A 21198-nucleotide genomic window follows, 5' to 3' on the forward strand; every position below is an offset into this window, starting at 1 on the left:
TCGCCCACGCCTGGGGGCGGAGGGGCGGCCTCGGCCATCGGGGTGTGACCCACGTCTCCGAACGACAGGCGTGACGTCCGGGGCCTCGGGCGCGACCAACGCCCGTACACACCGATCGAAGGAGCTGGAATGACGGAGACCAAGACCCCCGCCACGACCACGACGACCTCCGCGGGCACCGAGGTGGCCACGAGCGGCGGCACCGGCCTCGCGACCGAGCAGGGCCGCACCTCGATCGCCGACACCGTCGTGTCGAAGATCGCGGGCATCGCCACCCGCGAGATCAACGGCGTGCACGCCCTCGGTGGCGGCGCCGCGCGGGCCGTCGGCGCGCTGCGTGACCGGATCCCGGGCTCCCGCACCAACCTGAGCCAGGGCGTCGCCGTGGAGGTCGGTGAGCGGCAGGCCGCCATCGACCTCGACATCGTCGCCGAGTACGGCGTCGCCATCTCCGACCTCGCCGCCGGCATCCGTCGCAACGTCGTCAGCTCGGTCGAGCGGATGACGGGCCTCGAGGTCACCGAGGTCAACATCACCGTCCACGACATCCACATCGACGGCGACGACGAGGACGACGAGCCGGCCGTCTCCCGTGTCGAGTGACGACCACCCGAGGGCGGCGGTGACCCCGCTGCGCAGGCCCACCGAGCCCGGCGTCGACCCCGACGCCGGGCCGGCGGAGCCTGCCGACCTCGTGGCCGCGGCCGTCCTCGCCGTCCCCGGTGTCGCCGGCCTGCACGGGGGCGTCCTCGGCGAGGTCGGCACCTACCTGCCGGGGCGCCGGGTGGCCGGCGTACGGCTGCGCGACGACCGGGCGGAGGTGCACCTCACCGTCGAGATGGGCGCTCCGCTGCACGACACCGTGCGGCTCGTGCGCGAGGCCGTGCGCGGTGTGGTCGGCGGGCCCGTCGACGTGACCGTCGAGGACGTCGTCGCCCCCGGGACGCCCGCGTGACCCCGGAGCCGGACGACGCCGCCGCCCGGGCCGCCCGGTCCGAGCGCCGGCGCGTCGCCCGGCTCCACCATCCCGACCTCGGCGGGGACCCCGACGACTTCGTCGAGGCCATGCGCCGGCTCGACCGGCCCCGCCCGCCCCAGCCCCTGGCCCCGCCCCCGACCGCGCCCCTCCGGGTCGAGGTCGTGCGGACGACCCGGGGCCGGTTCGCGCGGCTGCTGCGGCGCCGCGCCCGCCCCATCGTCGACCGCCTCACCCCGCGCCGCCGGTACGGCGGCTACTGACCGCCCCACACCCATCCCGAGGAGAGCACCATGACCACGTCCACCGTCGGCCTCATCGCCGGCCTGCTGCTGGCGATCGCCATCGCCGCCGGGGGCTTCACCGGCCTCCTCCTCGGCCTGCTGCTCGGGGCCGTCGGCTACCTCGTCGGCGGCCACGTCGACGGCCAGCTCGACCTGGGCGCCCTGGTCCGCGGGCGGCAGCGTGACTGAGGCACCCGCGTCGGCCACCCCCGCCACCGAGCCCGAGCAGCGCGGCACCCTCGACGTCCGGGTCAAGGCCCTCGAGCACGCCGTGCAGCGGATCGTCCTCGACGTCCCCGGCACGGTGCGCCACCGCAGCACCCTGCGCCGCCTCGCCGGCGGCGGCACCCCGCAGGCCTCGACGACCCTGCGCGGCGGCAGCGCCCGGCTGGAGGTGCAGGTCAGCTGCGCCTGGCCGTGCGACGTGACCCGCGTCGTGACGGAGGTCCGTGACCGCGTCCTCGTCGAGGCGGCCCGGCTGACCGGCATCGACATCACCACCGTCGACGTGACCGTCGAGGCGGTCACGCCCGACGACCTCGACACCGCACCCACCAGGAGGGTCCAGTGACCACCGACGTGACGAGGCCCGACCTCGCGGTCACCGACCGCCCCGACGCCGGCACGCCCCGCACCCACCCCGGTGCCGGCGGCGTCACCGTGCTCGTCTGCCTGCTGCTCGCCGGCCTGGCCGCCCTGGGCGTCCAGGACCTGCTGGCCTCCCAGGGCTGGACCGCCGGCGAGCCGTGGCTGCTCACGGCCGTCGACGCCGTCGACGGGCTCGCCGTCGGCGCGGCCACCACGGCCGCCGGCGTCGTGCTCGTCGTGCTCGGCCTGGCCGTCCTGCTGCTCGCCGTACGCCGGGGCCGGCCGACGCACCTGCGCACCTCGGCCAGCGCCGAGACCTGGGTCTCGCCGCGCGCCCTGGGCGCGCTGGCCGCCCGCGCCGCCGACCGCGCGCCGGGCGTGCTGCACACCTCGGTGGTCAGGAGCACCCGCCGCTCCGTCGTGGTCGAGGTCGGCACCCGGTCCGGGCCGGGGGCACCGGCCGACCCGGGCGCCCTCGACGCTGCCCGCACCGCCGCCTCGGCCCAGGTCGAGCTGGTGCCCGGCGCCCGCCTGTCGGTGCGCCAGGCCAAGGACGCGTCGTGAGGCGCGCCCGGACCACCGACCGGGTGGTCGCGCTGGTGCTGGGGCTGCTGCTCGTCGCCGGGGGCCTCGCGCTGGTCGACCTGCAGACGGGCGTGCTGCTCGGCACGCCCTCCGACCTCGACCTCGGACCGGTGCGCGACGTGGTCGACACCGGCTGGTGGCCGTGGGTCTTCGCCGTCGCATCCGTCGTGCTCGGCCTGCTCGCCCTGGGCTCCCTGCTCGGACGGCTGCGGCCCGGCCGCGACGGCTCGACCCGCCTCACCGCGAGCGACCCGCGGGGTCGACTGGTCGCCGACCTCGACTCCGTCGCCTCCGCCGTCGCCGGCCGCCTCGAGGCCACCGCTCCCCTCGCCCGCGCCCGTGGTGCGGTCGTGCGCAGCCGGCGGGGACCGGTGCTGTCGGTCCGGGCCCACCTGGCGCCCGACGCCGACCTCGCCGAGGTCGCCGCGGCGGCCGAGGAGGCCGCGGCCGACGTCGTGCGCGCGTTCCCCCAGGACGCGATCGGGTTCCGGCTGCTGCTGGAGGAGCCGCGGGCCGAGCGCACGCCCCGCAACCGGTCGCGCCGCCGCGACACCGTGCGCGTGGGCGAGGCCTGAGGCCGGGCCAGGCCGGTGCACGACTGTGCGCTGGATCACCGGCACATCGCGTGACGATCGGCGTGCACCGCACGACCAACTCTTGAAAGCACCGAGCGGTCGCACCCGGCGGCCGCCGACATCCGAGGAGGATCACCATGGGTATCGCTGACAAGGCCAAGAACGCCGCCGAGGACGCGCTGGGCAAGGCCAAGGAGGTCATCGGCGACGTGACCGGCAACGAGAAGCTCGAGGCCGAGGGCAAGAAGGACCAGACCAAGTCCTCGGTCAAGGACGCGGGCGAGAACGTCAAGGACGCGTTCAAGAAGTGACGTCGTCCGGCACGGTCCGGGACGCGGGGTCGCCCCCCGAGGGCGACCCCGCCCCGTCCCCGGACCTGCCCCTCGGCCGGTGGGACCGTTGGCAGCGAAGACATCCGCTGCTGGCGGTCCCTCTTGCCGTGCTCTACAAGTTCTTCGACGACCAGGGCGTCTACCTGGCCGTCATCATCACCTACTACGCCCTGCTCTCGGTGGTGCCGCTGCTGCTGCTCGCCACCTCCGTGCTGGGCTTCGTGCTCTCCGGCGACCCCGAGCTGCGCACGCGGGTCCTCGACTCGGCGGTCAGCGACTTCCCCGTCGTCGGTGACCAGCTCGGCCGGCCCGAGGGCCTGCAGGGCTCGGTCGGCGCCATCGTCATCGGTGGTGCCTTCGCGCTGTACGGCTCGCTCGGCCTCGGCACCGCCGTCCAGAACGCGCTGCTCACCGCCTGGGCCGTCCCGCGCAACAACCGCCCCAACCCGGTGCTGCTGCGGGTCCGCTCGCTCCTGCTGCTCGTCGCCGGCGGTCTCGCCGTGCTCGCCGTCTCGTCGGTCTCCACGCTCGCCCAGGTCGTCGACCGCGACCCCACCGGGCTGCTGCCGCCCGAGGTCTTCCGCTGGACGGGACCCGTCATCAGCGGGCTCGCCGTCACCGTCGTCGTCGCCCTGCTGCTCTGGCTCGGCGCCGGGCGCCGCCACTCGCTGCGCCGCTCGTTCGCCGGCGCGCTCGTCATCGCCCTGCTCTGGCAGCTCATCCAGCTCGGCGGCACCCGCCTCGTGGGCCGCTCGGTCCGCGAGGCCTCGGAGATGAACGCGACCTTCGGCGTCGTCCTCGGCCTCATCGCCGTCACCTACCTGGCCTCGGTCTCCCTCGTCCTCGGGGTCGAGACCAACGTCGTGCTGCACCGGCGCCTCTGGCCCCGGGCCCTGCTCACGCCGTTCACCGACGCCGTCGCCCTCACCGACGCCGACCGCCGCGCGTACGCCGACTACGCCAAGGCCCAGCGGCACAAGGGCTTCGAGCGGGTCCGGGTCGAGTTCGAGGACCGCGACCGCGACCGCGACGACCGGTCCTGACGGCCCGAGCGGGGATAGTGCGTCACCCGGTCAACGTCGAGGAGGGCCCGCGACGTTGACGGGGTGACGCAGTACCCCCAGGCCCAGGTCAGGAGGGGGCCGCGACGGTGATCTCGCCGTCGCCGCCGGCCTTGAGGTCCAGGGAGCGGGAGACGACCAGGCGCTGGACCTGGTTGGTGCCCTCGAAGATCTGCATGACCTTGGCCTCGCGCATGAACCGCTCGACGGGGAAGTCCTTGGTGTAGCCCGCGCCGCCGAGCACCTGCACGGCGTCGGTGGTGACCTTCATGGCGTTGTCGGTCGCGACGAGCTTCGCGATGGACGCCTCGCGACCGAACGGCAGGCCCGCGTCGCGCAGCCGCGCGGCGTGCAGCGTGGTCGCGCGGGCGGTCTGGATCGCGGCCTCCATGTCGGCCAGCACGAAGCCCAGGCCCTGGTGGTCGAGGATCCGCTTGCCGAACGTGGTCCGCTCCCGGGCGTAGGCCAGCGCGTGGTCCAGCGCCCCCTGGGCCAGGCCGACCGCGACCGCGGCGATCCCGAGCCGGCCGGAGTCCAGGCCCGCGAGGGCGATCTTGAGCCCGTCGCCCTCGGCGCCGAGCAGCCGGTCGCCGTCGACGCGGACGCCGTCGAACCGCATCGTGGTGGTGTGGGAGGCCGTGAGGCCCATCTTGCGCTCCGGCGGGTCGGCCGAGAGGCCGTCGGCGTCGGCGGGGACCAGGAAGCAGGAGATCCCGCGGGCGTCGCCGGGCTCGCCGCTGGTGCGGGCCATCACCTTGTAGAAGTCGGCGTGGCCGCCGTGGGTGGTCCAGGCCTTCGCCCCGTCCAGGACGTAGGAGTCGCCGTCGCGGCGGGCGGTGGTGCGCATCGCGGCCGGGTCGGACCCGGCGTGGGCCTCGGAGAGGCAGTAGGCGCCCAGCAGGTCGCCGGCCAGCATCTCCGGCAGCCACAGCTGCTGCTGCTCCTCGGTGCCACGGGTGTGGAGCCCGAAGCACGACAACGCGTGCACCGAGACCCCGACCCCGACCGAGGCCCAGACCGCGCCGAGCTCCTCCAGCACCTGCAGGTAGACCTCGTAGGACACGCCACCCCCGCCGACGTCCTCGGGGTAGGGCAGGCCGAGGATCCCGGTCTTGCCGAGCATCCGGAACGCCTCCCGCGGGAACGTCTCGGTGGCCTCGGCCTCGGCGACCTGCGGCAGCAGCTCGGAGGTGGCGATGTCGCGCACCAGGCGCAGCAGGTCGGCGTGCTCGTCGGAGTCCAGGACGCGGCGTGCGGGCATGTCCTCGACGATAACGCGGCCCCCGCTCTGCTGTGATGGGCGTCATGAGCGAGGAGAACGCACCCGAGGAGCAGGCGGTCCTGGTCGAGGCCCGCGACGGCGTCCAGGTCATCACGATCAACCGACCACGAGCGCGCAACGCGATCAACGGCGCCGTGGCCCGTGGCCTCGCCGCTGCCGTCGACGAGCTCGACGCCTCCGACGACCTGCGGGTCGGCGTGCTGACCGGCGCCGGCGGCACGTTCTGCGCCGGCATGGACCTCAAGGGGTTCCTCACCGGCGACGTGCCGGTGGTGGAGGGCCGCGGGTTCGGCGGCATCACCGAGCGCGGTCCCCGCAAGCCGCTGGTCGCCGCCGTCGAGGGGTACGCCGTCGCGGGCGGCTTCGAGCTGCTGCTGGCCTGCGACCTGGTGGTCGCGTCCGAGACGGCCCGCCTCGGCGTGCCGGAGGTCAAGCGCGGCCTGGTCGCGGCCGCCGGCGCGGCGATGCTGCTGCCGCAGCGGGTGCCGCCCGCGATCGCGCTGGAGATGCTGCTCACCGGTGACCCGATCGACGCCGCCCGCGCGGCGTCCCTGGGGCTGGTCAACCGGGTCGTCCCCGAGGGCGGCGCCCTCGACGGCGCGCTCGAGCTGGCCGCCCGGGTCGCCGCCAACGGACCGCTCGCGCTCGCGGTCACCAAGCAGGTCGCCCTCGAGGCCCCCGACTGGTCCTACGCCGAGCGCTGGCAGAAGCAGGCCGACCTCACGCTGCCGGTGTTCGGCTCCGCCGACGCCACCGAGGGCGCGGCGGCGTTCGCCGAGAAGCGCCCGCCGCGCTGGACGGGGCGGTAGCGCCTCGGCTCGTGTGGTCTCGAGACAGGCGCTGGCGCGCCTTCCTCGACCACCGTGTGGCCCGGCTGGACCTCACGGTGGTCGAGGAGGTTGCGCTGGCAACGGTCTCGAGACCACACGACCACAGCCCCGCAGCCCCGCAGCTCAGAGGGTCGCGACGGATCCCGAGTCGACCCGGTAGTTGGCCCCGTTGACGAAGGACGCCTGCTCGGAGCAGAGGAAGGCGATGACGGCGGCGACCTCCTCGGGCTTCCCGCGGCGGCCGAGCTCCATGTAGGGCCGCTCCTCCTCGAGGAACGACTCGATGGCCTCGTCGAAGGAGACACCCTCCTCCTGCGAGCGCATCTCCATCATCGCGTCGGTCATCGGGGTCTCGATGAACGCGGGGGAGACGGAGTTCACCAGCAGGCCCTCGTGGGCGTAGGAGCGGGCCAGGCCGCGGGCGAAGGAGAGCAGGCCGGCCTTGCTGGCGCAGTAGGGCAGCTCGTCGTCGTACGGCTGGACGGCGTCCTCGCTGTTGACGTAGACGATGCGGCCCCAGCCGCCGTGGCGCAGCGCGGGGAGGAAGGCGCGGGTGACGCGGACCGCCGAGAGCAGGTTGACCGTGATGGCCTCGACCCAGTCGTCGTCGCTGATGTCGTGGAAGGCGCCGGTGGCGCCGGTGATGCCGGCGCCGTTGACCAGCACGTCGACCTCGCCGGCCAGGTCGGCGACGGTCGAGGCGAGGTCCTTGGCCGCGGCGTCGGTCGACAGGTCGGCGGGGACGGTGAGGGCCGAGGGGCCGCCGGAGGACTGCTCGTCGAGCCAGGCCCGGGCCTGCTTGAGGTCGTCCTTGTCCTGGTCGACGAGCACCACCTGGGCGCCCTCGGCGAGCAGGAGGCGGGCGGTGTGGCGGCCGATGCCGCCGGCGCCGCCGGTGATGACGGCCGTGCGGCCGGAGAGTCCGAGGTCCATGTCCTCCACCTTGACGAGCGGCGGGGGTGAACCCGGCCACCCCCACAGGTGACCGCCCCCACCCCCACGGCTGCCTACCTTCGGGGCGTGACGCAGACCGACCAGACCGACGTGTCCACGGACGATCCCGGCGCTCCGCGCGCCACCTACGACTTCCTCATCGTCGGCGGCGGCATGGTCGCCGACGCCGCCGCCAAGGCGATCCGCGAGCAGGGCGCCCAGGGCAGCATCGGCATCCTCGGCGACGAGCCGACCACGCCGTACCCGCGCCCGGCCCTGTCGAAGAAGCTGTGGACCGACCCCGACTTCTCCTACGACGACGGCGAGCCGTCGACGGCCGAGGAGACCGGCGCCGAGATCCACCTCGAGACCCGCGTCGTCGGGCTCGACCCCGACGCGCACGAGGTGACGACCGAGGCCGGCGACCGCTTCGGCTACGGATCCCTGCTCATCGCCACCGGCGGGCACCCCACCACGCTCGACGGGCTGCCCGCGGGCGACCGCGTCCTCTACTACCGCACCCTGAGCGACTACCACCGCCTGCGCGGGCTCGTGCCCGAGGGCGAGGGCGACAAGCCGCACGTCGCCGTGGTCGGCGGGGGCTACATCGGCTCCGAGATCGCCGCGGCCATGGTCGGCGAGGGCTGCCGGGTGACCCTGCTCCACCCTGACGAGGTCCTGGGGGAGTCGGTCTACCCGCGCGAGTTCGCCGAGCGCTACCAGCAGCTGTTCACCGACGCCGGCATCGACGTCCGCGGCGGGTCCAAGGTCGCCGGCGGGCTCGAGGCCGGCGACGGCGTCCAGCTGCAGCTCGACGGCGGCGAGACCGTCGAGGCCGACGTCGTCGTGCTCGGGCTGGGCATCCAGCCCAGCGGCGACCCCATCAGCGACGCCCTCGACCGGGCTGACGACGGCGGCATCGTCGTGGACGAGCGGCTGGCCACCTCCGCGCCCGACGTGTACGCCGCGGGCGACGTCGCGCAGTACCCCGACCCGATCCTGGGCCGCCGCCGCGTCGAGCACGTCGACAACGCCGACAGCCAGGGCGCGACCGTCGGTCGCATCATGGCCGGCTCCGACGAGGCCTACGACCACACGCCGATGTTCTACTCCGACCTCTTCGGCCACGGGTACGAGGCGATGGGCACCCTCGACGCCTCCCTCGAGACCGTGGTCGACGACTTCGAGGACGGCGACGGCGGGCAGAGCACCGTCCTGTACTACCTCTCCGACGACGAGGTCGTGGGCGTCCTGCTCTGGGACTGCGCCGGCGGCCTCGACGAGGCCGAGCAGCTGCTCGCCGCCCACACCCGTCCCGCCGACGCCTCCGAGCTCGTCGGCCGCATCCGCCCGCAGAAGAACGACGAGGACTCCTGATGACCACCACCGCCCACGCCCTGTCCGCCCCCGAGGCGGGCGCCTCCTTCGAGACCGTCGACATCGAGCGGCGCGACCTGCGCCCCGACGACGTGCGCATCGACATCCGCTGGGCCGGCATCTGCCACTCCGACATCCACCAGGCCCGCGACGAGTGGGGCCAGGGCATCTTCCCGATGGTGCCGGGCCACGAGATCGTCGGCACCGTGGCCGAGGTCGGCAGCGACGTCACGACCCACCAGGTCGGCGACCGCGTCGGCGTCGGCTGCTTCGTCGACTCCTGCCTGGAGTGCGAGGCCTGCCGCGACGGCGAGGAGATGTTCTGCGAGAGGGGCGTCGTCCAGACCTACTCCAGCAAGGGGTACGACGGCGACGTCACCGCGGGCGGCTACAGCAGCCAGGTCGTCGTGCGCGACCACTTCGTGGTCAAGGTGCCCGGAGCCTACGCCGACGACGACCTCGCGGCCGTCACGCCGCTGCTGTGCGCCGGCATCACGACCTACGCCCCCCTGAAGCGGTACGACGTCGGCGCGGGCACCAAGGTCGGTGTGATCGGCATGGGCGGGCTCGGCCACGTGGCCGTCAAGATCGCCGCCGCCCTGGGCGCCGAGGTCAGCGTGCTCAGCCGCACCGACGCCAAGGAGGCCGACGGCAAGGAGTTCGGCGCGACGGCCTACCACGCCACCGAGGACGCGTCGGTCTTCGACGACCTGCAGGGCCACTTCGACGTGCTGCTCAACACCGTGGGCGACGCCGTCGACCTCGACGCGTTCCTCGGCACGCTCGGCCGCGGCGGCGTCATGGTCAACCTCGGCGCGCCCAGCGACGAGCTCGAGCTCGGCGCCTTCTCGCTGCTGACGATGCGGCGCGCGGTCGCGGGCTCCATGGTCGGCGGGCTCGAGCTGACCCAGCAGATGCTCGACTTCTGCGCCGAGCACGGCATCACCGCCACCGTCGAGGTCATCTCCGCCGACCAGGTCGACGACTACTACGACAAGGTCGTCAGCGGCGACGTGCGCTACCGCGCCGTCATCGACGTGCCCACCATCGGCGGGGGCGACCAGGCGTGAGCGAGCCCGAGCGGCCGGCCCCGCACGTCGTCGTCCTCTTCGGGGCCAACGGCGACCTGGCCAAGCGGATGATCTACCCCGCCCTGGCCTCGCTCGGCGCGGCCGGGCGGCTGCCGGCGTCGTACGCGCTCATCGGCACGGGCCGCCACCAGCCCGACGACGAGTACGCCGACATCGTGCGCGCCTCGATCGAGAAGGCCGACGGCGAGGTGGGGGAGCTGGCCGACCGGGCCCGCTTCCAGACCTCCTCGGCCGACGACGGCACCGACCTCGGCGAGCTGGTGCGCCAGGCCGAGCAGGAGCTGGCCGAGGAGGCCGGCTGCGACGTCGAGGACGTCCGCCGGCTGGTCTACCTCTCCGTGCCGCCGGGCTCGATGCCCGACATCGTGGCCATGCTCGGCCGCGAGCGCATCGCCGAGCGGGCGCGGCTGGTGGTGGAGAAGCCGTTCGGCCTCGACCTGGAGTCCTCCCGCGAGCTCGACCGGGCCATCAAGGACGTCGTCGACGAGGACGAGGTCTTCCGTGTCGACCACTTCCTGGGCAAGGAGGCGGTGCAGAACGTCCTCGCGCTGCGCTTCGCCAACCGGCTGCTCGCCACCGTCTGGAACGCCGAGACCGTCGAGTCGATCCGCATCGAGGTGCCCGAGACGCTCGGCCTCGAGGGCCGCGGCAGCTTCTACGAGTCCGTCGGCTGCCTGCGCGACATGGTCTCCACCCACCTGAGCCAGATCCTGGGCTTCGTGGCGCTCGAGCCGCCGGCCGACCTGTCGGCGGAGTCGGTGCGCGACGCCAAGGCCGCGGTCTTCCAGGCCCTGCGCCCGATCGCCCAGGACGACGCGGTCTTCGGCCAGTTCGAGGGCTACCGCGACGACGACGACACCGCCGACGACAGCCAGGTCGAGACGCTCGTCGCCCTGACGGCGTACGTCGACACCGACCGCTGGCGCGGCGTGCCGTTCCACCTGCGCACCGGCAAGGCGATGGCCGACGACCGGCGCCTGGTCGTGGTGCACTTCCGCGAGCCCGACCCGGCGCTGTTCGGCGACACCGGCGACGGCGACCACCCGCACGAGCTGGTGCTCGACCTGAGCGACCAGCCGAAGATCGCCTGGCGGCTCCGGGGCAAGAAGCCCGGCCCCGAGCTGGAGGTCGCCCCGGTGACCCTCACCCTCGACTACGCCGAGGACTTCCCCGACGACCAGCCGCTGGCCGCCTACGAGCGGATCCTGCTCGACGTCTTCCACGGCGACCAGCTGCTCTTCGCCCGCGCCGACGAGGTCGACCGGCTGTGGGAGGTCTACGGGCCGCTGCTCGACGACCCGCCGCCGGTGCAGACCTACGAGCAGGGCACCTGGGGGCCGACCCCGCCCTGGGAGCGGGAGTGACCGACACGGGCGAGTGGTTGCCGATCGCGGGCCACGGCCTCATCGGCGACCTGCGCACCTGCGCCCTGGTCGGCAACGAGGGCACGATGGACTGGTTCTGCGCGGGCCGCTTCGACTCGCCCAGCGTGTTCGGGTCGCTGCTCGACCCCGACGCCGGCTCGTGGCGGATGCAGACCCACGAGTCGGCCGAGGCCGTCACGACCCACCAGTTCTACCTGCCCGACTCCAACATCCTCATCACCCGCTTCCTCACCGAGGCCGGCGTGGTCGAGGTGCAGGACTTCATGCCGGTGCTGGCCGCCGACGACCAGGACCACCGCCAGCGGCTGGTGCGCCGGGTCATCGGGGTCCGCGGCCGTACGACGATGACGACCGTCCTCGCCGCGCGGCCCGACTACGGCCGCACCAGCCCCGACATCTCCGAGGTCGACGGCGGGCTGCTGCTCGTCGCCGACGGGGTGCGGCTGGGGCTCGTGGCCTCGGTCGGCCTCGAGGTCGACGGCGACGACGTGCGGGCGACCTTCGAGGTCGGCACCGGCGACGAGGCCCTCTTCGTCCTCGAGGTGCTCGACGGGGACTCCGGCGGCGGCGAGACGCTGCCGACCGTCGACCCCGAGCAGTCCGACCAGCTGATGGACCGCACGGCGGCGTACTGGCGCGGCTGGCTCTCGCAGTCGACCTACACCGGGCGCTGGCGCGAGATGGTCAACCGCTCCGCGCTCACCCTCAAGCTGCTCACCCACGAGCCGACCGGAGCGATCATCGCCGCGCCGACGACGAGCCTGCCCGAGCAGGTCGGCGGGGAGCGCAACTGGGACTACCGGTTCGTGTGGATCCGCGACGCCGCGTTCAGCCTCTACGCCCTGCTGCGCCTGGGGTTCACCGACGAGGCGGCCCGCTTCATGGAGTGGCTCTCCCAGCGGCTGGGGGACTCGCGCGACGGCGACCTCGGCCCGCTGCGCGTGGCCTACGACATCGACGGCGGCGTGCCCGAGGAGACCGAGCTCGACCACCTCCGCGGCTACCGCGACTCCCGGCCCGTGCGCGTCGGCAACGCCGCCATGGGCCAGCTGCAGCTCGACATCTACGGCGAGCTCATCGACTCGGTCTACCTGTTCAACAAGTACGGCCCCGGCATCAGCCACGACGCCTGGACCGACCTGCTGCGCGTCCTCGACTGGGTCATGGACAACTGGGACCGCGACGACGCCGGCATGTGGGAGATCCGCGACGAGCCGCGCGCCCACACCACGTCGCGGCTGATGTGCTGGGTCGCCGTCGAGCGCATGATGCGCACCGCCCGCCAGCGCGGCCTGCCCGGCGACATCGCCGCCTGGTCCCGGGTCCGCGACGCGATCTACGAGCGCATCCAGGAGAAGTCCTGGGACCCCGAGGTCGGGGCCTACATGCAGTCCGAGGGCTCGGACTCCCTCGACGCCGGCGTGCTGCTGATGCCGATGGTCAAGTTCGTCGCCCCCAACGACCCCCGCTTCGTCTCCACGCTGGAGGCGATCGAGGAGCGGCTGGTCTCCGACAGCCTCGTCTTCCGCTACGACGTCGAGGAGTCCTCCGACGGCCTCGACGGCACCGAGGGCACCTTCTCGCTGTGCTCCTTCTGGTACGTCGAGGCGCTCACCCGCGTCGGCCGGCTCGAGGAGGCCCGGCTGGCCCTGGAGAAGATGTTCACCTACGCCAACCACCTCGGCCTGTACGCCGAGCAGGTCGGCCTCACCGGCGAGCAGCTCGGCAACTTCCCCCAGGCCTTCACCCACCTCTCGCTGATTAGCGCCGCCACCAACCTCGACGGCGAGCTCGGCTGACCGGGTTCGCGGGGAGGAAGGTCCCGGACCACACGGTGGTCGAGGAAGGTGCGCCAGGCGCCCGGACCGCACGGTGGTCGAGGAAGGCGCGCTGGCGCCTGTCTCGAGACCACTGGACGTGGTCTCGAGACAGGACTTCGTCCCTCCTCGACCACCGTGGGTGAGGATGAGCGCATGAGGGCCAGCGACGAGTGGCAGGGCGTGCTCGACCGGGTGAGCGGGATCGTGCGCGACGAGGTCGAGCGCGACGGTGAGCAGGCACTGGCGCTGCCCGTGCCGGCGTGCCCCGACTGGACGGTCAGGGACCTGCTCGCCCACGTGGTCGGGCTCGTCGCCGACGTGCTGGACGGCGACGAGCCCGACGACCACGACCCGACCTGGACCGGGGCGCAGGTCGACGCCCGCCGCGGCCGCAGCGGGCTGGACCTGCTCGCCGAGTGGGAGGGCCACCGCGAGGCGATGGTCCGCTACCTCGACGAGGTCGACGTCCGTCCGCTCGGTGACGCGATCATCCACGAGCAGGACCTCCGCGGCGCGCTCGACCGCCCCGGCGCCCGCGACACCGCTGGCCTGGCCGCGGTCCGCCAGATGATGGCCGACCGCCTGGCGGGGTCGCTCGACGGGCTCGCGCCCCTCGAGGTCCGTTCGCCCGACTGGCACTGGCGCTCGGGGCCCGGCGAGCCGGGCGTGGTGCTCGAGGCGTCGGGCTTCGACCTGTTCCGCGCGGTGACCAGCCGGCGTACGGCGGACGAGCTGCGGTCGTGGGTCGTGGAGGGTGACGTGACGCCGTACCTCGACGTCTTCGCCGGCCTCGGTCCGCTCCCGGAGAAACCCCTCCGCGAGTAGGGGGAGGGGGCCGTTACGGTTCTCGGCATGGCTGAGTCCCTCTCGCGTGAGCTGATCCTGCCCGCGCGCCGGTTGTCGGTGCCGGAGAAGCCGTCCGACCGGCAGCTCGCCGCTGCCGCCACCCGCAGCACCGACGTCTGGACCGCGACCCCGCGCGAGTGGCTGACCGGGCAGGTGGTGCGGCTCGCGATCGCCGCGGTCATCCGCTCCCAGGTCGAGCGCTCCGGTGAGGCGTACGCCGACCAGGCGACCCTGGGTCACGTGGCCAAGCTCTTCCGGCCCCACGTCCGTCTGGCCGACCAGGCCTTCCGGCTCGGGGTCGTCGAGGCCGTCAACGCCGGCGTGCCCGCCGCCGCCGACCCGCTGCGCGACGCGCTGCGGCGCCTCGGCGTGACCGGGCGCGAGCCCCTGGTCATGGTCGCCCTCGGGCTCGACCGGGTGCCCGACGGCCAGCGCGACGCGTTCTGGCAGTCGGTCAAGGGGTCGGCCACGGTCACGTCCGTCATCGACGCGATCGCGGCCAACCACGCCGGCGCGGCCGACATGAGCGGCCTCGACCGGCGGATGCTGGCCCGCGCCGACGCGGTCGTGCTCGCCGCCGGCCGGGTCACCCCGGTCTCCCTGGTCCACCCGCCGGCGCCCACCGGCGGCTGGCTGCAGGTGCCCGTCGCGCTGACCAAGCCCCACCGACCCGTGGCCGACCGCGGCCGCGGCGGCGGCAAGGGCGCGCCCGCCGGCCCGATCGAGGTCACGCTGCGCGCCGACGGCTGGACCGAGGTCTTCGAGACCGCGCTCGACGCGGTCAGCGTGGCCATGCACCAGCTCGACGGCGGCAGCCGGCCCAAGGGCCGCTCGTCCGCCGTCGTCGACTCGATCGTGTCCCGGCTGCTCTCGGCCCGCAAGCGACCGGTGGCCGAGGTGCTGGAGTCGCTGCGCGCGGTCGACGAGCTCGTGCTCGAGATGTTCGACCACCAGGTGACCACCACCGACGTCCGCGTCGCCGTCCCCGTGCTCGAGGACGACGCGATGGCCTCGCTGTGGCTCTCGCCCGAGGCGCTGGCCGGTCCGCTCGTCACCGGTGCGGCCGACCTGTTCCTCGGCGGCCGCGCCGAGCCGCGCCCGCAGCAGCAAGGTGGCGGGCGGGGCCCGCGTCCTGGCGGGGGTGGCGGCGGTCGTGGCCCGCGCCCGGGCGGCCAGCCCGGCCAGCCCGGCCAGGGCCGCAAGGGTCGTGGAGGCCGGGGTCAACGCCCGGCCGCGGCACCCGCCGAGGCCCCGCCGGCGCCCGAGGCTCCGCGTGCCGAGGCGCCCGCGCCGGAGGCTCCGGCCCCCGAGGCGCCCGCACCGACTCCGGCCCCCGAGGCACCGGGTCCCGAAGCTCCCGCACCGGCTCCTGAGGCTCCCGCTCCCGAGGCTCCCGCTCCCGAGGCTCCCGCGCCGGCCCCCGAGACGCCGGCCCCGGCCGACGACGCGTGAGCCCGCTCGACCCGCGCACGCCGGTCCTCGTCGGGGTCGGCCAGCACTCCGAGCGCATCGACGACGCGTCGTACGAGGCGCTCTCGCACGTCGACCTGGCCGCCCGCGCGGCCCGGGCGGCGCTGGCCGACACCGGGCTCGACCCCGAGACCTGGGTGGGCGAGGTCGACGTGGTCGCCGCGACGCGGCAGTTCGAGTCGGCGACGCCGCTCAACGAGGTGCCGTTCGGCCGGTCGTCCAACGTGCCGCGCTCGATCGCCCAGCGCCTCGCGGCCGACCCGGCCCGGGCGGTCCTGGAGGTCGGCGGCGGGCAGTCGCCGCAGCACCTCGTGACCGAGATGGCGGGCGAGATCGCGGCCGGCCGGGCCGAGGTCGCCCTGCTCGCGGGCGCCGAGGCCATGTCGACCGTGCGCCACCTGCGCGGCACCGACGCCCAGCCCGACTGGACCGAGGACCCCGGCGGCAGCCTCGAGGACCGCGGCTACGGCCTGCAGGGCATGGTCGTGCGCCGCGCGCTGACCCACGGCCCGCAGGAGATCGCCGGGTTCTACGCGATGGGCGACCACGCCCGTCGTGCCCGTCTCGGCCTCTCGCGCGACGCCTACGCCGCGGCGATGGGCGAGCTGTTCGCGCCGTTCACCCAGGTCGCGGCGGCCAACCCGCACGCCGTCGCCCCCGAGGAGCTGACCGCGGCCGAGCTGGTGACCGTGGACGAGCGCAACCGGATGATCACCACGCCCTACCCGCGCCTCGTGGTCAGCCGCGACCTCGTCAACCAGGGCGCCGCCCTGCTGCTGACCTCGGTGGCCACCGCCGAGCGGCTGGGCGTCGACCGGTCGCGCTGGGTCTTCCTGCACGGGCACTGCGACCTGCGCGAGCAGGACTGGTACGACCGTGCCGATCTCGCCGCCGCGCCGACCCAGCCCGACGCCGTACGGGCCGCGCTGGCCCAGGCCGGCACCACGCTCGACGACGTGCGCTGGCTCGACCTCTACTCCTGCTTCCCGCACGCCGTCCTCCAGCTCCTCGACGGCCTCGGCCTCGCGCCCGACGACCCGCGCGGGCTGACGCTCACCGGCGGCCTGCCCTTCTTCGGGGGCCCCGGCAACAACTACTCGATGCACGCCATCGCCGAGGTCGTCGACCGCTGCCGGGCCGAGCCCGGCTCGGTCGGCCTGGTCAGCGCCAACGGCGGCATGCTGTCCAAGGTCTCGGTCGGCGTCTACGCCACCACGCCCGCGCCCTGGCGCGAGGGTGACGACGCGGCCCTGCAGGCAGCGGCCGACGCCCGCCCGAGCGTCCCCCTCGAGGACCACCCGGCCGACGGGTGGCTGAGCGTCGAGACCTGGACCGTGCGCCACGGCCGCTCGGGGCGGCGAGCGGTCGTGGTCGGCCGCACCGCCACCGGCCACCGCACCACCGCCGCGAGCCTCCCCGGCGACGACGAGCTCGTCGACTGGCTGGAGGCCGACCACCAGCCGGTCGGGCAGCGGGTCTTCGTGCGCGACACCGGGCCGGCCGTGCGGGTCGCCCTGACCCGCGAGCGCATGGACGAGCTCGCCCCGGCCACCGGGGCCCGGACCGACTGGCGCGGACCGTGGGAGCACCTGCGCCTCGACGGACTCGAGGCCGGCGTCCTCGAGGTCGAGCCCGCGGCCGACCTGCCGGCGGCCGGGCACCACGAGCTGGCGAGCCTGCTCGACGCGGCCGAGGCCGACCCCGACGTCCGGGTGGTGCTCATCCGGGCGCGGTTCGACCTCGACGGCAAGCCAGAGCACCTGCCCCGCAGCGGCTGGGCCGGACTCACCCGTCGCCGCCTGACCGTGCCGGTCGTGCTGGCCCTGGGCAGCCCGGCGACGGGCGGGGGTGCCGAGGCGGTGCTGGCGGCGACCTTCGTGACCATGGGCGACGACGCGACGCTGTCCTTCGACCACCTCGCCGGCGGCACGCTGCCCGAGGAGGGCGCGCTGGTCCGCCTGCCGCGGATCGTGCCGCAGCGGGTCGCCGCCGAGCTCGTCCTCACCGGCCGGCCCGTCGGCGCCGCCGAGGCCCTGGCCCTCCGGCTGGTCAACCGCGCGGGTGCCGACCACCTGCGCCAGGCCCGCGAGCACGCCGCCCACCTCGCCGCGCTCCCGCCCCACCTGGTGCGCGCGACGCTCGCGGTGCTCGCCGACGCCGAGGCCGAGCCCGACACCCTCGCCGCCGTACGCCGCCCGCGGCAGGTCTTCGACGACGTGCTGGTGGGGGAGTAGGCCTCCGGGTCAGGCGCGCTCGGCCAGCAGCGCCCGCAGCGCGGGCTCCTGCTCGACCAGCCACGGGCTGAGCGCCCAGGGCGCCCGTTCGACGGTGGCGAGCACGTCGGCGACCTCGGTCCACTGCAGCTCGGCGACCTCGTCGGGGTTGGGCTCGGGGACGGCGGTGAGCACGGCGGTGAACACCGGGCACACCTCGTTCTCCACGACGCCGGCCGCGTCGACCGCGCGGTAGCGGAAGTCGGGCAGCAGCGGCCGCAGCCCCTCCAGCGCCTCCGGGGCGAGACCCAGCTCGTGCCGCGCGTGCCGGCGCACGGCGTCCTCGGGCGTCTCGCCCGGGCGAGGGTGGCCGCAGAACGAGTTGGTCCACACCCCCGGCCACGTCTTCTTCGACAGCGCCCGCCGGGTCACCAGCAGCCGACCGTCGGGGTCGAGCAGGTGGCAGGAGAAGGCCAGGTGCAGCGGCGTGTCGGTGTGGTGCACCGTCGCGCGCGGGTGGGTGCCGATCGGGGTACCGGCGTCGTCGAGGAGGATGACGACGTCCTCCGGGTCGAGGTCGGCGCGGGGGTGCTCGGAAGTGACGGTCATGGTGGGTCCCAGCGTAGGGAGTCGGTAGTGGTGCCGGAGTGGGCGCAGGCCGGTCTGTGGGGGCTGGCGTCCGGCGGGATGCTCGTCGTCGGCGCCGCGATCGCCTGGTGGGTGCGGGTGCCGCGCCTGGTCGTCGCGGGCGTCATGGCCTTCGGGGCCGGCGTGCTCATCTCGGCGCTGGCCTTCGAGATGGTCGACGAGGCCGAGCGCGAGGGCGGCCTCGGCCCGACCCTGCTCGGCCTGGTCGTCGGTGCCGCGGTGTACGTCGCCGCCGACCTCGCCCTGGCCCGGCGCGGCGCCCGCCACCGCAAGCGGTCGGAGGACCAGCAACCCAGCGAGTCCGAGCAGGCCGGCAGCGGTGCGGCCATCGCCATCGGCGCGCTCCTCGACGGCGTGCCGGAGTCGACCGTGCTCGGGCTCTCGCTCACCTCCGGCCAGGGCGTCGGGGTCGCGGTCCTGCTGGCCATCGCGATCTCCAACCTGCCCGAGGGGCTCTCCAGCGCCGCCGGCATGAAGCGCGCGGGCCGCAGCCTCGGATTCGTCCTCGGCGTGTGGACCGCGATCGCCGTGGCCAGCGGCGTCGCCGGCCTGCTCGGCTACACGCTGCTCGACGGCGCCTCGCCCGCGACCGTCGCGGTCATCACCGCCGTCGCCGCCGGCGCCATCCTGGCCATGGTCACCGACACGATGGTGCCCGAGGCGTTCGAGCGCACCCACGCCCTCAACGGCGCGCTGTGCACCGCGGGCTTCGTCGTCGCGTTCGCGATCAGCCGGGGCTAGCCACCGCCGAGCCGCCTCAGTCGAACGGGTGAACCACGGCCGGGGCGCGACGTCGTGTCTCCGGAGGGGTGGTGCCAGGCCCCCGGCCCGGTGGAAGCGTCAGGTCCGCAGTCGGGCGACCACCGGCCACCCCGACACCTGCGCCAGGGCGAGTCCGCACGCCCGGCCGACCTTCTCGTCACCAGCCGCTCGTCGTCTCCTCAAGCGCGCCCGCGCGCGGAACGGACCACCCATGCCTGCCCTCCTCCTCGGCTCCATCAGCACGGTCGCCGACACCTCCGAGATCCAGCGCGACGCCTTCAACCGCGCGTTCGCCGAGCACGGCCTCGACTGGACCTGGGACCGCGACGAGTACAAGACGCTGCTCGACTCCAACGGCGGTCGCGACCGGGTCGCCGACTACGCCGCGAAGCGCGGCCAGGAGGTCGACGCCGACGCCGTGCACGCGACGAAGTCGAAGATCTACCAGGACACGCTCACCAGCACCGACATCGCGCCGCGGGCCGGTGTCGCCGAGACGATCAAGGCCGCCCGCGACGCCGGGTGGAAGGTCGGGCTCGTCACCACCACCAGCGCCGACAACATCGCGGCCCTGGGCCAGGCCCTCCAGGGCCAGGTCGACTTCTCCGAGCTCGACGTCGTCGTCGACCAGGCCAAGGTCGGGGCGCGCAAGCCCGACGCCGAGGCCTACACCTTCGCCCTGTCCCAGCTCGGCGAGCAGGCGCAGGACTGCGTGGCGATCGAGGACAACCTCGGCGGCGTCGCCTCCGCGAAGGCCGCCGGCGTCCCCGTCGTCGCCTTCCCGAACGGCAACACCGTCGACCAGGACTTCGGCGACGTGCGCCGGGTCGAGACCCTCGAGCTGGAGGACCTGCGCAAGTGACCACCGCACCCACCGCCCCGCGCGAGACCCCGCGCGAGACGACGCCCGAGGCCCCCGCGCCGCTGGCCGAGCCCACCGCCCGGCTGACCTCGACGGCGACGACGTTCCGCGTCGAGGCCTACGAGAAGGTCGACTACACGCTGCAGTACGTCGCAGGCGTCTTCGACGTGGCCAACCCCGAGGTCGCCGACGCGTTCCGCCTCCAGGGCCGCTGCCTCATGGTCATCGACGAGAACGTGCTGCGCCTGCACGGCGACGCCGCCCGTACCTACTTCGACCACCACGGCATCGAGCTGACCGTGGTCCCGGTGCGCATCGCCGAGACCGCCAAGTCGCTGCGCACGCTGGAGTCGATCGTCGACGCGTTCGCCGACTTCGGTCTCAACCGCAAGGAGCAGGTGCTCGTCGTCGGCGGCGGCCTGACCACCGACGTCGCCGGGTTCGCCTGCGCGGCGTACAAGCGCAGCACCGACTACGTGCGCATCCCGACCACGCTGATCGGCCTCATCGACGCCAGCGTCTCGATCAAGGTCGGCGCCAACCACGGCAAGCACAAGAACCGGCTGGGCGCCTACCACGCCTCCAAGCAGGTCTTCCTCGACTTCTCGATGCTCCGCACGCTCCCGGTCGACCAGGTGCGCAACGGCATCGCCGAGATCATCAAGATCGCCACCGTCTCCCACGCCGGCGTGTTCGAGCTGATGGAGCAGCACGCCGAGGAGCTGCTCACCTCCTCCTTCGGCCACGCCGACGGCGCGGGCCACCTGCGCCCGGTGGCCGACGAGATCACCTACGAGGCGATCAAGACCATGCTCGAGCTCGAGGTGCCCAACCTGCACGAGCTCGACCTCGACCGGGTCATCGCCTACGGCCACACCTGGAGCCCGACCCTCGAGCTCGCGCCCGAGCCGCCGCTGTTCCACGGCCACGCGATCGCCGTCGACATGGCGTTCTCGGCCACCCTGGCCGCCCGCCGCGGCTACTGCACCGAGGCCGACCGCGACCGGGTGCTCGGCCTGTTCAGCAAGCTCGGCCTGGCCATCGACAGCCCGTGGTTCACCCCCGAGCTGCTCGAGAAGGCCACCGGCTCGATCCTGCAGACCCGCGACGGCCTGCTGCGCGCGGCGGTCCCGAAGCCCATCGGCACCTGCCACTTCGTCAACGACCTGACCGTCGCCGAGCTGGTCGAGGTGCTGGCCGAGCACAAGGCGCTGTGCGCGACCTACCCGCGCGGCGGCGAGGGCGTCGACCAGTACACGACGCCGGAGCAGTGACCCA

The 21198-nt window shown here is 74.3% G+C and carries 23 protein-coding genes; 20 read left to right on the forward strand and 3 right to left on the reverse strand.

Annotated features, from left to right (window positions below; translation table 11 throughout):
* The first annotated feature begins 129 nt into the window (after positions 1–129).
* From FJQ57_RS00670 to FJQ57_RS00710, 9 genes are all read left to right on the forward strand, one after another.
* On the forward strand, positions 130–603 hold the full coding sequence (locus FJQ57_RS00670) for an Asp23/Gls24 family envelope stress response protein (RefSeq protein WP_139977345.1): 474 nt from the start codon (positions 130–132) through the stop codon (positions 601–603).
* A 19-nt stretch (positions 604–622) separates the two neighbouring features.
* The gene (locus FJQ57_RS00675) at positions 623–955 is read left to right on the forward strand and encodes a hypothetical protein (RefSeq protein ID WP_246081524.1); all 333 of its coding nucleotides are present in this window, start codon (positions 623–625) and stop codon (positions 953–955) included.
* Entirely contained in the window at positions 952–1239 is a 288-nt protein-coding gene (locus FJQ57_RS00680; RefSeq protein WP_139977346.1) for a hypothetical protein, read from the forward strand. Before FJQ57_RS00675 ends, FJQ57_RS00680 begins: the two co-directional genes overlap by 4 nt.
* 30 nt (positions 1240–1269) lie before the next feature.
* Entirely contained in the window at positions 1270–1449 is a 180-nt protein-coding gene (locus tag FJQ57_RS00685) for a hypothetical protein (RefSeq protein ID WP_139977347.1), read from the forward strand.
* Positions 1442–1831 (forward strand): hypothetical protein, encoded by a 390-nt coding sequence (locus tag FJQ57_RS00690; protein ID WP_139977348.1) that lies wholly within the window; start codon positions 1442–1444, stop codon positions 1829–1831. The genes FJQ57_RS00685 and FJQ57_RS00690 overlap by 8 nt, the downstream gene beginning before the upstream one ends.
* Entirely contained in the window at positions 1828–2412 is a 585-nt protein-coding gene (locus FJQ57_RS00695) for a hypothetical protein (protein WP_139977349.1), read from the forward strand. The genes FJQ57_RS00690 and FJQ57_RS00695 overlap by 4 nt, the downstream gene beginning before the upstream one ends.
* On the forward strand, positions 2409–3008 hold the full coding sequence (locus FJQ57_RS00700) for a hypothetical protein (protein ID WP_139977350.1): 600 nt from the start codon (positions 2409–2411) through the stop codon (positions 3006–3008). Before FJQ57_RS00695 ends, FJQ57_RS00700 begins: the two co-directional genes overlap by 4 nt.
* Positions 3009–3145: 137 nt before the next feature.
* Complete coding sequence (locus FJQ57_RS00705) at positions 3146–3319, forward strand: CsbD family protein (protein WP_139977351.1); 174 nt, start codon at positions 3146–3148, stop codon at positions 3317–3319.
* A gap of 128 nt (positions 3320–3447) precedes the next feature.
* Positions 3448–4383 (forward strand): YihY/virulence factor BrkB family protein, encoded by a 936-nt coding sequence (locus FJQ57_RS00710; RefSeq protein ID WP_211348703.1) that lies wholly within the window; start codon positions 3448–3450, stop codon positions 4381–4383.
* Positions 4384–4471: 88 nt separating this feature from the next.
* Here FJQ57_RS00710 and FJQ57_RS00715 read toward each other — a convergent pair whose 3' ends face one another.
* The gene (locus FJQ57_RS00715; RefSeq protein WP_139977352.1) at positions 4472–5662 is read right to left on the reverse strand and encodes an acyl-CoA dehydrogenase family protein; all 1191 of its coding nucleotides are present in this window, start codon (positions 5660–5662) and stop codon (positions 4472–4474) included.
* A gap of 44 nt (positions 5663–5706) precedes the next feature.
* Here FJQ57_RS00715 and FJQ57_RS00720 point away from each other — a divergent pair, with 44 nt between their 5' ends.
* Positions 5707–6492 carry a crotonase/enoyl-CoA hydratase family protein gene (locus FJQ57_RS00720; RefSeq protein WP_139977353.1) on the forward strand — a complete coding sequence of 262 codons (786 nt, stop codon included), beginning with the start codon at positions 5707–5709 and terminating at the stop codon, positions 6490–6492.
* Positions 6493–6636: 144 nt separating this feature from the next.
* Here FJQ57_RS00720 and FJQ57_RS00725 read toward each other — a convergent pair whose 3' ends face one another.
* Positions 6637–7446, reverse strand: a complete 810-nt coding sequence (locus tag FJQ57_RS00725) for an SDR family NAD(P)-dependent oxidoreductase (RefSeq protein WP_139977354.1) — start codon at positions 7444–7446, stop codon at positions 6637–6639.
* A gap of 87 nt (positions 7447–7533) precedes the next feature.
* On the opposite strand from FJQ57_RS00725, the gene FJQ57_RS00730 reads away from it, so the two are divergent.
* From FJQ57_RS00730 to FJQ57_RS00760, 7 genes are all read left to right on the forward strand, one after another.
* Positions 7534–8823, forward strand: coding sequence for an NAD(P)/FAD-dependent oxidoreductase (locus tag FJQ57_RS00730; protein WP_281284206.1), 1290 nt, complete (start codon positions 7534–7536; stop codon positions 8821–8823).
* On the forward strand, positions 8823–9893 hold the full coding sequence (locus tag FJQ57_RS00735) for an NAD(P)-dependent alcohol dehydrogenase (protein ID WP_139977355.1): 1071 nt from the start codon (positions 8823–8825) through the stop codon (positions 9891–9893). Before FJQ57_RS00730 ends, FJQ57_RS00735 begins: the two co-directional genes overlap by 1 nt.
* Entirely contained in the window at positions 9890–11278 is a 1389-nt protein-coding gene (locus FJQ57_RS00740) for a glucose-6-phosphate dehydrogenase (protein WP_139977356.1), read from the forward strand. Before FJQ57_RS00735 ends, FJQ57_RS00740 begins: the two co-directional genes overlap by 4 nt.
* On the forward strand, positions 11275–13098 hold the full coding sequence (locus FJQ57_RS00745; RefSeq protein WP_246081525.1) for a glycoside hydrolase family 15 protein: 1824 nt from the start codon (positions 11275–11277) through the stop codon (positions 13096–13098). Before FJQ57_RS00740 ends, FJQ57_RS00745 begins: the two co-directional genes overlap by 4 nt.
* 174 nt (positions 13099–13272) lie before the next feature.
* A complete protein-coding gene (locus FJQ57_RS00750; RefSeq protein ID WP_139977357.1) occupies positions 13273–13944 on the forward strand; it encodes a maleylpyruvate isomerase N-terminal domain-containing protein in 672 nt (223 codons plus the stop codon).
* Between the two features lie 27 nt (positions 13945–13971).
* Positions 13972–15417: a hypothetical protein gene (locus tag FJQ57_RS22820; protein WP_211348704.1), complete on the forward strand. Its 1446-nt coding sequence runs from the start codon at positions 13972–13974 to the stop codon at positions 15415–15417.
* On the forward strand, positions 15414–17669 hold the full coding sequence (locus FJQ57_RS00760) for an enoyl-CoA hydratase-related protein (protein ID WP_139977358.1): 2256 nt from the start codon (positions 15414–15416) through the stop codon (positions 17667–17669). The genes FJQ57_RS22820 and FJQ57_RS00760 overlap by 4 nt, the downstream gene beginning before the upstream one ends.
* A 9-nt stretch (positions 17670–17678) precedes the next feature.
* On the opposite strand, the gene idi is transcribed toward FJQ57_RS00760, so the two are convergent.
* Entirely contained in the window at positions 17679–18257 is a 579-nt protein-coding gene (gene idi, locus FJQ57_RS00765) for an isopentenyl-diphosphate Delta-isomerase (protein ID WP_139977359.1), read from the reverse strand.
* A 27-nt stretch (positions 18258–18284) separates the two neighbouring features.
* Here idi and FJQ57_RS00770 point away from each other — a divergent pair, with 27 nt between their 5' ends.
* The 3 genes from FJQ57_RS00770 (at position 18285) to FJQ57_RS00780 (ending at position 21194) form a co-directional block, all read left to right on the forward strand.
* A complete protein-coding gene (locus FJQ57_RS00770) occupies positions 18285–19037 on the forward strand; it encodes a ZIP family metal transporter (protein ID WP_246081526.1) in 753 nt (250 codons plus the stop codon).
* A 232-nt stretch (positions 19038–19269) separates the two neighbouring features.
* Positions 19270–19920 (forward strand): HAD family hydrolase, encoded by a 651-nt coding sequence (locus tag FJQ57_RS00775; protein ID WP_139977360.1) that lies wholly within the window; start codon positions 19270–19272, stop codon positions 19918–19920.
* The gene (locus FJQ57_RS00780; protein ID WP_211348705.1) at positions 19917–21194 is read left to right on the forward strand and encodes a sedoheptulose 7-phosphate cyclase; all 1278 of its coding nucleotides are present in this window, start codon (positions 19917–19919) and stop codon (positions 21192–21194) included. The genes FJQ57_RS00775 and FJQ57_RS00780 overlap by 4 nt, the downstream gene beginning before the upstream one ends.
* The last annotated feature ends 4 nt before the right edge of the window (positions 21195–21198 follow it).

Source organism: Nocardioides litoris, assembly GCF_006346315.1.
In the GTDB taxonomy this organism is placed as follows: Bacteria; Actinomycetota; Actinomycetes; order Propionibacteriales; family Nocardioidaceae; genus Nocardioides; species Nocardioides litoris.